Consider the following 15,299-nt stretch of genomic DNA (forward strand, 5'->3'; position numbering starts at 1 on the left):
GCCCCTCCAAAAAACACAACAAGTAAATGGTAATTTACGATAAAGTAGTGCTTTTCATTTGTAATTGTTCTCTCTTTTGCTCCACTAACATACAAGCACGATAGGAAAACCAAACAATTGGGTAGAAGGTTAAAGAAACTCCCATAAATGCTGTGAAAACTGGAAAGAAATTAAACAAATAGTACAACGGTAATAATGATAATACCATTGCTATAGATTCGAGCGGCCTTGCTAATCCAATCAGTAATGATTGTTTAAAGTATTGCAGAAACTTCAGTTCGTAGCGAACAAAGATGGTATAAAAGTGAAATAGGCTGATGAAAAACAATACGATTAACACCATAAGAAAACTATGAAAATAAAACGATTGTATAAATTGTTTAGAAATAAAATAATCCGCATAAAGAAATAATCCTATAGTTGTCCATATTAGGCCAAAAGCATTTGCTTTAAAAAATATGGATTTATAAAAGTTCCAATATTGCTTTAAAATAGGTATATCAAATCCTTCAGAAAACCATTTATGTATGATGTATACCATTGCTATGGTAGCTGGAATCATTCCCAAAATACCTAACCCTAACAAAGTAAAGGCAACCCACAAAATTTGAAGATACATCAATTTAGCTAGCCAATTTCCAAAGTTATAAAAAAGTCTTAAAAAACCATTTAGATAAGGCACATTTTTCCCCCCATAAAATTATATCTATATAATTTTATAATACAACAAAAAAACCACAAAAGAAAGCCCTTACATAATTGTGTTTCTATTCCAACACTTGTCTTTGTAAGAAAGTAAAACAAACATTCACGCACATCACTTAATAATATTCAATACCGTAACAGAGCATTTCACGTAATATGATAATGAGTTCATTCTCTCCCCTTTTCATATACAAAAATCTCAGTTAACAATAGAAGTTACAGTAAATCTTCCAGCATATTTTTGTGAACCACGCCCAGAGGTGGTGTCTTCGTGTTCGCCATTATTTCTAATAGAAATACTCTTGCTAGTTGAAAAAAGAACTTTAAAGTTAATGCTATTAATCTCCTAACTATCAATATGATATATACCAAATGAAACTACCATATTATTTTCAAATTCAAACCAAAGATTGGCTTTATAATCTCCATAACTCCATCTATCGTTACTACTATTTTCACTATATGGTTCTCCATATTTAGCTCTTACTTGTTCTTTTGTAGAAGAAATGGTAATGCCCCGATTTGTTTCAAGTACTGGTTCATTTACGGTTATATTTCGCCCCGTTATCACTTCTACACCTTTATATTTTGCTTCAGTTTCTTCTATTCCAGTTACCTCATTTTCATAAGTCTTTTTAGTTAATGGTTGGCCTAAAACCGTATTGATCTCACTTAAAGGGCTGTTTGAATGGATTACTTGTTGATTTATCGGGCGGAATCCCTCACTGATTACCGATGTATTCCCTATTTTAATCCATCTGGTTTCTTCCGCTTGACCTTCTTGTTTTACCGATTTTCCAAATCCTGTGTTGACAAAACTTAGAGGTACATAAATGTTATCTAAGTATTTTATTGGTTGTTCCTTGTCTTCAAACTTCTTTAACACACCATCCACAACAAAGTTACCCTCAAAATCACTTGGTACTTCACTTTTTAGACTGTTATTTTCATCGGTTAGTTCTTCCAGGACTTTCTTGAGTTCTTGGTTTTCTTTTTTAAGATCATCCATTTGAACCATTTGCTCTTCATAATTTTGATTGTCACTTGCACGGTTTTGTGCTTGATAAATGACCAATATGAATAAAATAATAATTATTCCCCATAAAATGACCTTTTGTCTAATATCCAATCCCCCTCATAACTTCTTCTATTCTTCTGCCCATTGTAAATATATATTCTCCTCAAAACTATATTAACATATTATTCCAAAAGCCGTTCTAGTTTTTGGATAAAAAAAGACGATCCATCTAGGTCGCCTTAAAAATAATATTCATTTACTCAGCTTCAATACTTACTTTATAAAATGAAAATCCTTAATAATCACTTCATGATTTTGTCGTGGAGATTCACCACGAAATAACCACAGGTTCATCTGAGTTGTTTCATTGCCTGGCTGGGGTACGAAATCACCTTCAAAAGTCCACTCGTGAAAAGGTTTTTTTGTTGAATCATGTCCATGCCACGTTTTAAAGTGAAGAAAACCCGGTTGCCAGGTATATTCATACATCATATAAGAGCCGGTCTGTGTAGTATTAAATCTCGATTTATAGCCCCCATTAGGGTTAGATGGACGAATCACATACTGACTATTCTGATTATCGGGATCGCCCCACTTTCCAATTTCAATATCAATTTCACGGTAATCTGCATCGATAGCAAACTGATCATATGTGTATAGTCCGAGTATTAGTTGTTCATCCATTCGAGAAGGAAATCCCTCTACTTTCCAGCGGTACGTGCCATAACCTAGTGAATCGGTTAATTTCACCTGAGCACATTCCCAACAGGCATATAGTGGATTCCATCTCACGGCAAGATGTAGTTTTCCGCTATCATCTAACCAAACATTCTCTTTACTCCAATAGTTCGGACCTGGCCCTTTTGCTAAATACCCCTCATCCCTTACACTCCATTCTCTATTTGCAAATAATATAGCCACATTTTACCTCCTCAAAAAATACTTTGCACACATACACTGTATTCTCAAAGTATAATTTAGGTTTCCAAACCGAATTGAACAATTAGCATTAGCAAATTTAAAAAAGTAATTATTTTCATCTATTTTTCTAGTTAAAATCGATTCAAACTAAGGTAAACTTTCTACCGAACAAAACAACTATTGAGATATTAACCACTCAGCTATTGTTTTGTGTGCCTGCTCATCATAAATAGGTCCAAAATGGGATAATCCATCTACTAGTACAACATCTGTTTGGTCATGTACGTTAAACACAACATCATATTTTTCTGCTTGGAATGATTCGTCTTCACTTCCAGCTAGGACGAGCACATCACCATTCATCGAAGCAATATCTTGGTTATAATCATCTCGAGGATGCATGGATATTTGTAAACGATAACTGTACGTTAAAGTCTCTGTACCATCACGGTATTCATTCGGCATATTAAAGGATATAACATTTGTATCATTCATGTGAGTGATGCCAACTTGGTTTAACATTGATAACCCAATCATACGAGGCACACTAACATTTGCCCATCCATTTTCATCGCTATTATTCGTAGGTGCCTTATGGTGAACATATGGAGCTATTAATAAATAATCATCAACAGTTTCATGAGAATATTCGCCTCCAGCTATTCGTATAACAGTCCCCCCTCCACTTGAATGGCCGCCTAACACAATGGATTGATTCGGGTGTCGTTCATTCACTAGCTCAATTAAATCATTGATATCTTGTTCAATTTGACCGATATAATCAATGTCCCCACGATTGTCTGCACGATTCCCATGTCCTCTTACATTTGGGGTATAAACAGAAGCAATGTTTTCATTTGATAAATAATTAGCCAGAGGCTCTAAATAGTCACTATGATACCCTGAACCATGTAACAAAATAAGGACTTGATTCGCACTAGATTCATAATAACGGTAAGTTAACTGTGTGCCGTCCCTAGCTTCGTATTCATTTAATTTTGGTAATGCTATTTCATCCGTTTTTAAATGTTCAAATTGTAAGTTTTTCTTTTCACCAGAAGGTTGCTTTACGTCGTTTAAAAATATTAATCCATATGCTATACATAAATAAATGACAACAGAAGAAATCCCAAAGATGACTAGAATTTTAAAGATTTTCTTCAATTTAAAAGCTCCTTTCAGTGTGTCAAAACAAACTAAAAGCTATTTCATTGACTACACATCTCCATGTTATCATAACTTACTGTCCATATTTTTTATTGATTAAATTTTTCCAAAATCACAAAATATATTGTATTATTTTCAACTCTGCACCGCAAAAAAAATAACTCAGATCGTATTGACTGAGCGCTAATAAAAATATATGCTTTTTTTACTTTCACCTTGCTTATTTTTGGTTTTTATAAACGTACCTTTCAAAGTGAAAAAAGGGTGCTAATTGACGTAAAGTTTAACACAATCAACTTTCTCACCAATAATCCTAGTAAAGGGTAAAACAGTATAGATAAATGGATTAATAAACCCGTCTAAAAATATAAATCAGAACAGAATGCAGAATCATAATTCCCGTTATTAAATACCACATAGCCATACGCCAGCCTTCCCCATCTAATGGCATTACAAAGTCCTCGAAAAGTCTAACAACCACCCATCCAATGATAAACATCGGAAAAATAATCCTATAAGACCTGTTAAGAATTTTTTGTCCCCGTTCATCCTTCCCTTCATCTCCAAATTGAAATTTAGACCAAAAGGTAATGGCAACAATTAAAACACCAAGAAAAATATAGAAAAACATTTACAATTCCTCCTTTAATTGATATTGAAAGACTTCTTGCAATTCCACCTCAAATAAAAGTGCAAGTTCATATGCCAATTTGAGTGAGGGGTTATATTTATTTTTTTCCAAAGAGGCAATCGTCTGTCTACTAACACCCACTTTCTCTGCGACATCTTTTTGTGAATAACCTTTTTTAGCTCTTAGTACAGGTAATTGATTTTTGATTTCACCATGTTCATTCATTCTTCAACCTCCCAACGATAAGTTTATTGTAATATACTTTTTACAAATTGTAAACTATTTATATAAAAAAGTAAAATATTTTTAACTAAATGTTATAAATACTTACCACTTTAAATTTAAGATGAAGAGTCCACAAAAACGATAAAACATTTAAAAGTAGATGGGATAACTAAAATGCAGAAATGGGAAGCTATTTTACCACTAAATGATTGAATAAGAAGACGATTTGAACTATCATTGGTTATTGAAAATTCCAGTCTAAAAAGCTGGTGCAGCTGAATAAACGAAATATATATATCGTCACAACAGTTATCGTAGTATACAACAAGACACCAGAGGTCAAGCTAGACCTTCGAAAAGGAATGGGTATTTATCATTACTCAAGATGAGACGGTCTCCTCGAAAAATATCGAGCGATTGGAGGCGATTAATCAAGGATGGGAAGTACTTGTTCACAAGCTTAATACAGAAGAAAATAACGTCGATCCGTTTAAAAATGAGTTTGATAGTGACGTTTGGAGAAGGATTTGGATTGAAGCACTGACTGCCTTTGACCAAATCGAACTATTGCCGCTAACTGAGGAATCTGAGTGAGGAATGAGAGGGCAAAAGACCCGTTGAGACATGGGAGGGAAAGCCTTCCGGGGCGACGAAGAGAATGCTTGCAGTATTCCTTATTAACATAAAAACCCCTCGAATGTTCGTTATTTAAACAATTTTTTCTAATTCTCTATTTATCCGATTGTGGAAGATAATTTTTTTATGATGAAACTACCTTTTCGATCTCCGCATTCATGCTGTTTATAATATCCATTACCCTATCAAGCTCATCCTCTGATACATAGCCGATATTTTCTTTATAAAATAAATCAGACATTTCTTGTGAGTGCCCTTCCATCACTTCTGCAATATCCTTAACCATTTCTTCTTTAGTAATCGTTCCTTTTTCAATGTCTTCGATTATATTTTCTATTTTCCATATTCCTTCTTCATAAATGAGTAATTGCTTATCCTGTTGGACTAAAGTATTCATCCTATGTCCCATTTGATTTAAAGTAAAAGCATCCTTAGCTAAAGAATCTTCAAATAATTCCCTTTCCATATCATTGAAATTTTCATCGTACATTTTCAAAGTTTCTGAAGTGAAAAGCAATTTCTCACTTAAGGTGGTCAAATTATCTGTCAGTAAATCATTCTTCAAATATTCATTACGAGCAACTTCATTTTGTAAGTCTATAATTTTCCAGAAAGAAAGAACACAGATTAACAATATAAGTGCGACTACAAATAACACCTTCTTATTCATTATCTCACCTCATGTGATTATCTCTAAGATCACCCGATATATTTTGCCAAAGACTATATTATCACCACTCCAGACACGACAAATTGTTTAGTTGTTTTAAAATCGATTTATATTAACGAGAAATAATACTGCTTCTCTGTCAATGATACCTTCTTCATTAATATATCTTTTATATAATCCATTTACGGTAATTCACTCATCTTTATCGTCTGTTTTCTTCTTCGCTATAAAAAATGCTAATATCACCAGGGGAATAGCGATGAAAATAGGAATATTAATATGACTTTGCGTTATAACTGCTAGCAAAAACAAGACAACCATCCCGATGATAATATATAAACAACCTCTCCCAAATGTCTCCACAATGACCACCCCTTTTTTTAAATGAGCAAAGTATCCTCTGTTTTTCACTTAATAAAAAAGTCCCTGTATATTTAGACGAAATACCCCCTCTTTGAAGTTTCATAAAAAATAGTTTTTTCCATTTTATGACGATCATCTTTTTTACGGGAAGCTTGATCAGTTCATTTAGTTTTTTAAACTTCTATCTCCACAGTGTCAATCTCTTTTCCCAAAGTGCCTTGTAAATTAGCCGAGAATCTTTGTTTTTTAAAAAAGAAAAAGACAATCAATTTAATGATTGCCTTCTTGCACCCGTTAATTCTATTGCTACCTACTTATGCTCTCTAACTTTAATTTAAAACATTTTAATAGACTGGTCTCATCCAACATGATTGTTACTCTTATCTGTTTTTCGTGTTGTAATAATAGCTAAGCAAACAGCACTTAGTCCTCCTACAAGCTTTCCTACTATCATCGCCAAAACAATTTCTTTATTAACTCCTGCAACAAATCCTAAGTGTGCTCCGAACACAAAAGCACCACTGACAGCAAAGGCTACGTTAATGACTTTTCCTCTATCATCCATGTCTTTAAGAATAGAGAACATTGGAATGTTATGAGCTAAAGATGCCATTAATCCTGCTGTAGACGTTTCATTTATATTTAATAAAACCCCTATTCTCCTTAAAGGTTTCTTAAAGATGAATGATATAAAGGCAACCAATGGAAATGCTCCTGCAAGAAAAACAGCAATCATTGCAACAATTTCCATCCCCTCCATTAGTGGTGTCATGTTAGGAATAACCGTAAGCCCTGTAAATGTTTCAACAGATATTGCTGCTAGACCAATAATAGCAATAATTTCTATGCCCTTAGCAAATATAGAAAATCCAGAGATCATCTTCTCTGTATATCTCCATAGTCCAATCGAAATAAATATAGACAATAGGATAGTTGGAATAAGGTTTTTAATAATAACTAATATAGGTATATGTGCAACAATTCCACCAACCAAACAGCCTAACGGCACCGTTATTATACCTAACAAAATCCCTTTAGCAAAGAATGGTTGATCCTCTTTCTCTATCATTCCTAATCCAACAGGAATCGTAAGGACTAGGGTTGGTCCCATCATTGTCCCTAAAAACACCCATGCAAATAATTCAGCATCTGGATTTTGAGACATTTCTGTTGCTAATGCATAACCTCCCGTATCGAGAGCTAATATCGTATTTGCGAATGATGCAGGGTCTGCTCCTACTAATCCATAAATAGGCGTAATAAGAGGAGTTAGAATTAAAGCAAGAACTGGAGCTAAAGATATAATTCCAACTATTGCAAGCGCGATGGATCCCATTGTCATAAACCCATCTGTAAAATGCTTCCCTAACCCCCATTTATTTCCCATACATTTATCAATTGCTCCTAAACAAAAAAAGCTTATAACTATAAAAACGATAATGTCATTAATACCCATTTCTTCTACTCCAATGCTAGATGTTTTAATAGTTACTATTCTATCTTTTTAGAAACTATATGTCATGTATGCTTTCCAAGCTTCAACTATAAGTGAAACCAGAAAAATATGCCACCTCTGGTTAATTTTTATTAAAAGTCAAGAAAAAATAAGATTCTGTGTCATAGTTAAATTCTCACTAAAAAAGACGACCAATTTAATGATCGCCTTGCATAACTCTTGCCTCCGTTACATCAATTAGACTTATCTTCCATTTGTTAATTTTCCATCCTCAGTTACTCGATTCATTTTTAAAATTAACCATTTAAAGAAAACACCTATGAAAATATAAATGGGTAAAGAATAAATATGCTTCCAATTATGCATTTCATAAATCCTTACCCAGACAGCCATAGGTTCTAAGATAAAAGAAAAAACTATCGATGTGGTTGTTATTGCAATGAAAAAACTCCTCCATGTAAAGAAGTGTTGGTAAACCAACATATATATAAATGGAATATGTATGATATCTATTGCAACTATCGGAGGAACTAGAGGTGTTAGCATATTTGGATATCCCCACAACACAAAGGAAACCCCCATTATATCTAATAAAATAACAGTAGTTGTGACAAACAATCCATACAATACAATCTCAAGCATTTTAGATTTATCCAAAACATACCACCATAGAATTGCTAAAAAAAATGCCGTAATCATTAACATCCACCAGGAAAATGTAAATAAGTTTTCATTAAGCCAATATTCAAGGTTTGTATTTCTTAATTCAAGACGTAATTTCACAATTTCATCCCATGTAGAATTTCCGGTCATAAAAATCATCTCCTAAGGGATATTTTGCGCTATAAAAGATTTCTTATTAAAACTATTCTGACATGTTTGCTAAAGGTCTTTATATTCATTTATTTTTAATATAATCTTCCAATCATTTATCGATTATTTGAAAAGAAAAAGACGATCTATACGATCGCCTAATAAAACCTATCTAGATAGGTAAGGTTTTGAAGTTATAGACTCATTTCCTCCTGTTTACATCGTACGAGCCACTTTCACCGCATACAACGTAAATGTTAAAACTGTGGTAAATTATCTAAGTTATTGCTCGGATCACCATCAGCATCACTACGCAAATGCTTATCGCCATCCCGCCCTTTAAAAGTATTGACATGTTCGATCTCATTATTATCTGCCATTTGTTGCGCTTGTTTATAATCGACGACTTGTCCAGATGATAATTTCATTTTTACAATATCCCCATCTTCATTTTTTCGAACAGCTACAATTTGATCTGCCATTTTATCGCCTCCTTTATTTTCTATTATGCCTATTTTTTTAAAAATATATAACGGTACGACACTATGTACAGCGGTGTGCAACAGATTATTTAGAATTGAACAAATTGATTTGCAGCAACTAAATTTTCAGTATTTAAAAAGAAAAAAAGACGACCCATTTAACGATCGCCTTATTAACGTTTGCATCTCATTATCACAACAGAAATCTTTCATGTTATAGACCTACAATACCTATAAATTCCCCATTATAAAATATCAACTTTTTATTATTTAGTGTCGAATAAATACCATGAATTAGTAAAAAATAAAATCATCTATATATTGGAGGGTATTTTTATGCAAGAAGAACATAACCCAAGATTAACATCATCAGAGATTTCTGTTATATGGAGTTCCTGTCTGAACAACAGCTTTTCTATATGCGTTATGAAGTATTTTTTAGCTAATGTTGATGATTCAGACATAAAATCAACCTTAGAATACGCATTGGATATATCACAGAAAAACTTAGAAATGAGTAAGGAAATACTTAAAAAAGCTAACGAAACCATTCCTGTTGGATTTACAGAGGAAGACGTAAGCCCAAATGCTCCACGCCTATATTCGGATGCCTTTTACTTATATTATCTTAAAAACATGTCAAAAGTTGGTTTATCTGTTAATGGTGTGGCATTAACGACTGCTGCACAATCAGGTGTACGTAATTTTTTGAGTCAAGCGATACTGACATCGACCGAACTCTATAATAAGACCTCAGACATTTTATTGGCTAAGGGATTATTTATTCGACCACCCTATGTCTCAACGCCTGATACGGTTGATTTTGTTAAAAAAAAGAAATACTTAGGTGGCGTTATGAATTTCAATAACAGACCATTGAATGTTGTTGAAATCACTCATACTAGTGCAAATATTGAAACAAATTTAATTGGTAATGCCCTTTTACGAGGTTTTGCCCAAGTAGCGAAATCGAGAAAAGTTAGCGATTATTGCACTAGAGGTGCAGAAATTGCAAAAAAACATGTGAAAGTGTTTCAGGATATTTTAATGAATGATGACATACCAGTTCCATCAGCTTGGGACCTTGAAGTAACTGATGCGACTGTATCTCCTTTTTCCGATAAATTAATCATGTTTCATACAACTTTGTTAATTTCATCAAGCATATCCAACTATGCAACAGCTTCTGCAGCAAGTTTAAGAAAAGATATGGCTGTATCTTATGTTCGCTTAACAACAGAGAGTGCAGAATATGCAGAAGATGGGACAGAAATTATGATTAAAAACGAATGGCTGGAGCAGCCGCCTCAAGCTCCCGATCATAAGGATTTAGCAACGGATTGAAGTTGTATGTAAAGGAATTGCATAATCAGTGTGGATGCTGTAATCGAAGAATTACTGCAGCCCATCTTCTTACTAAGATTTGGACATCTTTATATTTGAAAGGTGTCCCTTTATTTAGATCAATATTTTTACCAGTTGCCAGGCTTATTGACTGGACTTTTGATTTTGAAAATAATAAATGACTTGTCATGAAACTCCACTAAATTATGTAAAAATACTCATTATTTTTTTCATATACTTAATCCCCTTTTGTATTTTTTCATTCTTACCAGCAATTCTACATCTTACTTTAATGAACGAAGAACCTAGCGTCAGAACAACTTCTTTTTCGTTCTATCACCTATTTGTTGGAAAATAATATAATTCATTTGAAAGCTCTTCTCTTAATCCAAATAAAGCAAAGATAATCCACATACTAAAATTAAAAACCCCAAATCACTATCTTAAACGAAGATTCATTCTGAATATATAGTGAAACTACCAATACGCTCTTCATGTAGTTCTCCGTTAATTATCAACAATAAATTTATATAATTCCAAATTATGTTTAAAAAAAGGGATTTTAAGCAAGGATAAAGAATATATATAATTAAAACCTGTAAGGAGGTGGAAGTGTTGACTTTACTCTACTACAAAGCAATGGAGGCGTTTAAAAAAGATGCTGATCGTCAAAAACCTAGTACTAAAAAGTCGAATATTAAAAAATCCAAATAATTTTTTTCGTTAGCTATTTACTGCAAAATGATATATAACTTCCCAATTTAAACTTTCAGTCATTTACTTTGTCATCCCTTAAGAGGATGATTTTTTTTAACCTATCGCCACTAAATCCCCTTACAGGTTGTTCGAAGTGGGAGATTCCTGTGTAAACCACCAGTTTATGATTAGGCTATTCCCGCAGTTCCTACGGATAATCCCTTATGAGAGATTTCATAAAATAAGATTTTTTCTCTTACTTTCTATCAGCTGAATGAAATTCCAGTTATTTTCTCTTAAAATAAATCGTCGTACAACTACCAAAATATTTGGAATTTTATGTTAATATGGTGTGAAGAGTAACGTTTTGAAATAGAAAAAATGGAGGCTTTTTTTATGCAGTGGAACTGGCAGCAATCAAAAAGTTTACAACCTCTAAACAGAAGCAAACTACGAATATACTTAGGCACTAAATATTACCGGCTCAAGAGAATAATCGAATGGTATACAGATGATAAAAAATATGCTTCAACATTTGATGACAGCCTGTATCCTTTTCCAATCAAACAACACCGAACATTACTGCGAAGGCAACTGAAAGATGTAGATATGTGGTATCAAGAAAACAAAATCGTTAATTTAAAAATCGCTATAAAGAACCTCAATGGAATCATTATTAGGCCAGGTGAAACCTTTTCTTATTGGAAGCTTATCGGACCGACTACAAAACGCAAGGGGTACACCAAAGGGATGGTGCTTCATTATGGCACTTTTCAACCAGGAATTGGCGGAGGATTATGCCAACTTTCCAACCTCATCTACTGGATTACATTACATACACCTCTAACCGTGACAGAACGACACCGTCACAGCTATGATGTCTTTCCTGATTCGATGCGGACACAGCCTTTTGGCAGTGGTGCTACTTGCGTGTATAATTATTTAGATTTACAAATTTTGAACAACACCAAGAATACATTCCAGCTTTGTTTAAATGTGACTGAGAACCATTTGGTTGGAGAATGGAAAACATTGACACCTGAAACCATGACTTATGAAGTCTATGAAAAAGAACATAAAATAACTCACGAGCATTGGGGCAGCTATGTACGACATAACACGATTTACCGTAAAGTTTTTAATGGTCAAAAGGAAATGATTGATGATGAATATATTACGGAAAACCACGCTCTTATGATGTATAATCCACTTTTAGAGTATGAAGATGAAGCGGATATGTATTGAAGATCGTTAAATGACCGTCCTGTTTCATGCTTTAATAAATTATCATAGATGCTGTATGAACACAATAGAACAGCTAAAAAAGAGGTGTCTACTAAAATTGAGTTTTACTCACGTACTTAAAATGAATGCCAACCCCTGTACAAATGAAAGACTTTTTACGACCACTTCATATCCTGGAAAACTTGTTTTTGATCGTAAAATTCATTTACCGACCAAACGAGCCATTCCTCAATCGTCCATTTGGTCCTAATCTCTAAATAAGGAACGTAATTGTTGTTCAATCAATGTCAGAAATTGTTTTCCTTGTACTGACCATTTCTTCATTTGTCTCAACAATTAGTTCATACTTATTTCTCACTTGCTCTTTTAAATACATGATTATTCATCCTTGTACATTACCTTATTATATGTAATCGAAAACAAATAAATAAAAAATGGTACATAAAACAGAAAGAATTAAAGCTAATTTAGGTTTTAGAAAATGAAGACGAAGCATAGGGAGCATCACCATATAAAAAATAAACGACCACCACAAGTTCCAATTATTATAATGAGTTAAAGCATGAAAATAAACCATAATTCCTTCTAATACAGTTAAAATAATAATCCATTTCAACATATAGTAAATCTGTTTCATGAGCTTTTGGTTTTGATAATTCGATAAAAACACAAAAGTCAATAATGGATTAATAATAAATATATGTAGGGCATGAGCGATACTTTTATGAAGAAAATGTTTTTCAAAATCCCATAGGTGAAAGTGCTCATGTGATATGTATTCATATAAACAAGTGAAAAGTGCCATATATAGCAATGTTGGATAGTATCTCCCCCAATTTCCCCAATCCCCCCAGCGAAATGAAACGATGATAAGTCCAATTGATAAAACAAGATGCATAAATATATCCCTTCTTATGGATCAAAATGTAGACTTTATCTAGTATGTTCCATTTTAAGTATTTTTATTGTAAAATTTGTAAAATTGAATTCAAAAAACGACTGCTCTCTTTTGGAGCAATCGTTACCCATTAATGAAATCATTTTACTGTCTTTGTCAGAATTACTTCATCCACTAACCACTTGATAAAAACCGCCTTTATAATATATATAGGTAAAGAATATATATAGCGCCAATTTTCTAATTCATAGATTCCCAGCCAAACCGTTAATGGTTCAAAAATAAATGTAAAGATTATCGCCATAACAGTATTAGCGGCAATAAACGTTTTCCATTTAGGAAAATACTGATATAAGGACATATGAGCAACAACTAGTATTCCTTGGTCAATGGCAATTAATCTTGGCATAATGTTTAACAATTGATATGGATAGGACCAAAGATGTTGTTCTACCCCAAAATCATCCAACATTACAACAAGTATCGTTAATAATGCTCCAAATAACAGTATTTGGTGTAACCTGCTTTTATCTACAAACCTCCACCAAATGATCCAAGGAATAAAAAGCACACATAAAAGCAACCACCATTGAAAAGTAAACAAATTATGTGATAACCAATATTCTAACTTCATATCATTCAATTGTTGGTGGGCATTGCGTACCTGCTCGAAAGTGGGATATTTTTCAGTCATATTATCTATTCCTTTTTACGATTATATTATATCATCTACTTCATATCACTTATGTTCACATCAAAGATATTGAGTAACGATAGGATAATGATACTAGACAAGAGCCAAGCTAACAGAGGCCGTTTGTGATGAATCGGTAAAATAATAAAAATAACACCTGTAAATAAAGCAGACCACCACAAATTCCATCCATTATGGTATGTAATAAACCCTAGCTGATTATTAAAATACTCAATACTAAAATATATTCCTACCCATAATAAAAACCACAAAGAACGTTTTTTCCATCCATTTGGGTACTTGCCTAAATATATTAAGACGGTAGCACAGTAAGACACCAACATAGCTAAAATGGTAATGGTGGTATGGTTGGGTAAGATTAAATCATGAAATAACCACATTGATTCTTTATAGAGTAGAAAGTTATATAAAAAATCTCCAGTTATAAAAAATAGAATGGTCGGATAATACTGTCTCCAGTGCCTCCAATCACCCCACTTCAATCCTGCTAAAAAATATAAAATATTGATAAAAACATACATAAAACCAATCCTTCAAAGGTTATTGATATTTTATCTTCCCCAAAAAATTCACTTTAAATTCTTAAGAAGTTGAATTATCATTGAAAATCCTCATATTGTGGTGTTCATTAGTACATCAAAAAAAAGAGACTTAATTATAAGCCCCATTCTAGTGTTTCTTTTAAATTAAACATAATTTTAAATGTTTATTTCTTCCCCATCAAATTTAGTTAATGAAAACCCATTAAAGTCTTCATTGTAGGTTCCCTTATATTCTTTAAGAATTTCAATTGATACTTTCTCCCCTAGTTTTAATCCCTCCATTCCATCAGAACGCCAATGTACCCCCGCTGTATCACGGCCAAAGGCAATATTGGCAGCTAGTTTGTCTAACTCCCCTCCCACCTTTAAAAGGGCTCCTTCGTAAGGTTGTAATGAAGTGCCATCAGAGCTAGCATCTACAAGGTTAGGAATGACATACGACTCATCAAAGAACGCTTTTAACATTGTAACTGCAGCCTCTGCCACACATGAGTGTCCTGCAGGATAGTGGGGTAATGCTTTAGAAAAGCTTCCAATTTTATTTTCATATATGTCTTCATCACCGTTACAAGGATGGTTTACAGAATATGAAAATCTGTGCTGATTTAACACACTTCTTTCTCGAATTTTCATGTTCTTTATCCTACGCACTTGTGAAGATAAAGGCCCCACTTCACAAGAACGCTTTTCTTTTTTTAACTTGCGTTGAATTGGTTTTAACCTTCTCTTTCTTACCATTACATCCCCCCTCCTTTTACTGATATGTTGTTTG

18 protein-coding genes are annotated in these 15,299 nt (G+C 33.2%); 3 read left to right on the forward strand and 15 right to left on the reverse strand.

What is annotated here, in order from left to right; translation table 11 throughout:
• Nucleotides 1-34 precede the first annotated feature (34 nt).
• From GHD00_RS01055 to GHD00_RS01080, 6 genes are all read right to left on the reverse strand, one after another.
• A complete protein-coding gene (locus GHD00_RS01055) occupies nt 35-682 on the reverse strand; it encodes a YesL family protein (RefSeq protein WP_163536235.1) in 648 nt (215 codons plus the stop codon).
• A 369-nt stretch (nt 683-1,051) separates the two neighbouring features.
• On the reverse strand, nt 1,052-1,834 hold the full coding sequence (locus GHD00_RS01060) for a hypothetical protein (RefSeq protein ID WP_163536236.1): 783 nt from the start codon (nt 1,832-1,834) through the stop codon (nt 1,052-1,054).
• A gap of 162 nt (nt 1,835-1,996) precedes the next feature.
• Nucleotides 1,997-2,644, reverse strand: coding sequence for a LamG domain-containing protein (locus tag GHD00_RS01065; protein ID WP_163536237.1), 648 nt, complete (start codon nt 2,642-2,644; stop codon nt 1,997-1,999).
• Between the two features lie 177 nt (nt 2,645-2,821).
• Complete coding sequence (locus GHD00_RS01070) at nt 2,822-3,808, reverse strand: alpha/beta hydrolase (RefSeq protein WP_163536238.1); 987 nt, start codon at nt 3,806-3,808, stop codon at nt 2,822-2,824.
• 349 nt (nt 3,809-4,157) lie between these two features.
• Nucleotides 4,158-4,442: a hypothetical protein gene (locus tag GHD00_RS01075; protein WP_163536239.1), complete on the reverse strand. Its 285-nt coding sequence runs from the start codon at nt 4,440-4,442 to the stop codon at nt 4,158-4,160.
• Nucleotides 4,443-4,667, reverse strand: a complete 225-nt coding sequence (locus tag GHD00_RS01080; protein WP_163536240.1) for a helix-turn-helix transcriptional regulator — start codon at nt 4,665-4,667, stop codon at nt 4,443-4,445.
• Between the two features lie 417 nt (nt 4,668-5,084).
• Here GHD00_RS01080 and GHD00_RS01085 point away from each other — a divergent pair, with 417 nt between their 5' ends.
• Entirely contained in the window at nt 5,085-5,261 is a 177-nt protein-coding gene (locus GHD00_RS01085; protein WP_163536241.1) for a hypothetical protein, read from the forward strand.
• Nucleotides 5,262-5,427: 166 nt separating this feature from the next.
• On the opposite strand, the gene GHD00_RS01090 is transcribed toward GHD00_RS01085, so the two are convergent.
• The 5 genes from GHD00_RS01090 to GHD00_RS01110 all read right to left on the reverse strand — a co-directional run bounded on the left by GHD00_RS01090 (nt 5,428) and on the right by GHD00_RS01110 (nt 9,087).
• Complete coding sequence (locus GHD00_RS01090; RefSeq protein ID WP_163536242.1) at nt 5,428-5,973, reverse strand: hypothetical protein; 546 nt, start codon at nt 5,971-5,973, stop codon at nt 5,428-5,430.
• Between the two features lie 192 nt (nt 5,974-6,165).
• The gene (locus GHD00_RS01095; RefSeq protein ID WP_163536243.1) at nt 6,166-6,336 is read right to left on the reverse strand and encodes a hypothetical protein; all 171 of its coding nucleotides are present in this window, start codon (nt 6,334-6,336) and stop codon (nt 6,166-6,168) included.
• A gap of 358 nt (nt 6,337-6,694) precedes the next feature.
• Complete coding sequence (gene eutH, locus GHD00_RS01100) at nt 6,695-7,792, reverse strand: ethanolamine utilization protein EutH (protein WP_163536244.1); 1,098 nt, start codon at nt 7,790-7,792, stop codon at nt 6,695-6,697.
• Nucleotides 7,793-8,035: 243 nt separating this feature from the next.
• A complete protein-coding gene (locus GHD00_RS01105; protein ID WP_240468554.1) occupies nt 8,036-8,605 on the reverse strand; it encodes a CBO0543 family protein in 570 nt (189 codons plus the stop codon).
• A 257-nt stretch (nt 8,606-8,862) separates the two neighbouring features.
• The gene (locus GHD00_RS01110; RefSeq protein WP_163536246.1) at nt 8,863-9,087 is read right to left on the reverse strand and encodes a DUF3892 domain-containing protein; all 225 of its coding nucleotides are present in this window, start codon (nt 9,085-9,087) and stop codon (nt 8,863-8,865) included.
• Between the two features lie 336 nt (nt 9,088-9,423).
• Between GHD00_RS01110 and GHD00_RS01115 the strand changes: the two genes are divergently transcribed.
• Entirely contained in the window at nt 9,424-10,431 is a 1,008-nt protein-coding gene (locus GHD00_RS01115; RefSeq protein ID WP_163536247.1) for a DUF3231 family protein, read from the forward strand.
• A 1,092-nt stretch (nt 10,432-11,523) separates the two neighbouring features.
• Nucleotides 11,524-12,372, forward strand: coding sequence for a VanW family protein (locus tag GHD00_RS01120; protein WP_163536248.1), 849 nt, complete (start codon nt 11,524-11,526; stop codon nt 12,370-12,372).
• A gap of 403 nt (nt 12,373-12,775) precedes the next feature.
• On the opposite strand, the gene GHD00_RS01125 is transcribed toward GHD00_RS01120, so the two are convergent.
• The 4 genes from GHD00_RS01125 to GHD00_RS20880 all read right to left on the reverse strand — a co-directional run bounded on the left by GHD00_RS01125 (nt 12,776) and on the right by GHD00_RS20880 (nt 15,265).
• Complete coding sequence (locus GHD00_RS01125) at nt 12,776-13,270, reverse strand: CBO0543 family protein (protein ID WP_163536249.1); 495 nt, start codon at nt 13,268-13,270, stop codon at nt 12,776-12,778.
• Nucleotides 13,271-13,409: 139 nt separating this feature from the next.
• Nucleotides 13,410-13,964, reverse strand: a complete 555-nt coding sequence (locus tag GHD00_RS01130; RefSeq protein ID WP_163536250.1) for a CBO0543 family protein — start codon at nt 13,962-13,964, stop codon at nt 13,410-13,412.
• A 35-nt stretch (nt 13,965-13,999) separates the two neighbouring features.
• Nucleotides 14,000-14,506 carry a CBO0543 family protein gene (locus GHD00_RS01135; RefSeq protein ID WP_163536251.1) on the reverse strand — a complete coding sequence of 169 codons (507 nt, stop codon included), beginning with the start codon at nt 14,504-14,506 and terminating at the stop codon, nt 14,000-14,002.
• Between the two features lie 177 nt (nt 14,507-14,683).
• Complete coding sequence (locus GHD00_RS20880) at nt 14,684-15,265, reverse strand: phosphatase PAP2 family protein (RefSeq protein WP_205600689.1); 582 nt, start codon at nt 15,263-15,265, stop codon at nt 14,684-14,686.
• Between the last annotated feature and the right edge of the window lie 34 nt (nt 15,266-15,299).

The organism is Gracilibacillus sp. YIM 98692 (assembly GCF_010993965.1).
GTDB lineage: Bacteria > Bacillota > Bacilli > Bacillales > Amphibacillaceae > Gracilibacillus.

Bases quoted from the DNA above. Each gene is read 5' to 3' on its own strand.
- GHD00_RS01075 (WP_163536239.1), bottom strand. From the start codon at position 4,442: ATGTTTTTCTATATTTTTCTTGGTGTTTTAATTGTTGCCATTACCTTT.
- GHD00_RS01080 (WP_163536240.1), bottom strand. From the start codon at position 4,667: ATGAATGAACATGGTGAAATCAAAAATCAATTACCTGTACTAAGAGCT.
- GHD00_RS01090 (WP_163536242.1), bottom strand. From the start codon at position 5,973: ATGAATAAGAAGGTGTTATTTGTAGTCGCACTTATATTGTTAATCTGT.
- eutH (WP_163536244.1), bottom strand. From the start codon at position 7,792: ATGGGTATTAATGACATTATCGTTTTTATAGTTATAAGCTTTTTTTGT.
- GHD00_RS01105 (WP_240468554.1), bottom strand. From the start codon at position 8,605: ATGACCGGAAATTCTACATGGGATGAAATTGTGAAATTACGTCTTGAA.
- GHD00_RS01110 (WP_163536246.1), bottom strand. From the start codon at position 9,087: ATGGCAGATCAAATTGTAGCTGTTCGAAAAAATGAAGATGGGGATATT.
- GHD00_RS01115 (WP_163536247.1), top strand. From the start codon at position 9,424: ATGCAAGAAGAACATAACCCAAGATTAACATCATCAGAGATTTCTGTT.
- GHD00_RS01120 (WP_163536248.1), top strand. From the start codon at position 11,524: ATGCAGTGGAACTGGCAGCAATCAAAAAGTTTACAACCTCTAAACAGA.
- GHD00_RS01125 (WP_163536249.1), bottom strand. From the start codon at position 13,270: ATGCATCTTGTTTTATCAATTGGACTTATCATCGTTTCATTTCGCTGG.
- GHD00_RS01130 (WP_163536250.1), bottom strand. From the start codon at position 13,964: ATGACTGAAAAATATCCCACTTTCGAGCAGGTACGCAATGCCCACCAA.
- GHD00_RS01135 (WP_163536251.1), bottom strand. From the start codon at position 14,506: ATGTATGTTTTTATCAATATTTTATATTTTTTAGCAGGATTGAAGTGG.
- GHD00_RS20880 (WP_205600689.1), bottom strand. From the start codon at position 15,265: ATGGTAAGAAAGAGAAGGTTAAAACCAATTCAACGCAAGTTAAAAAAA.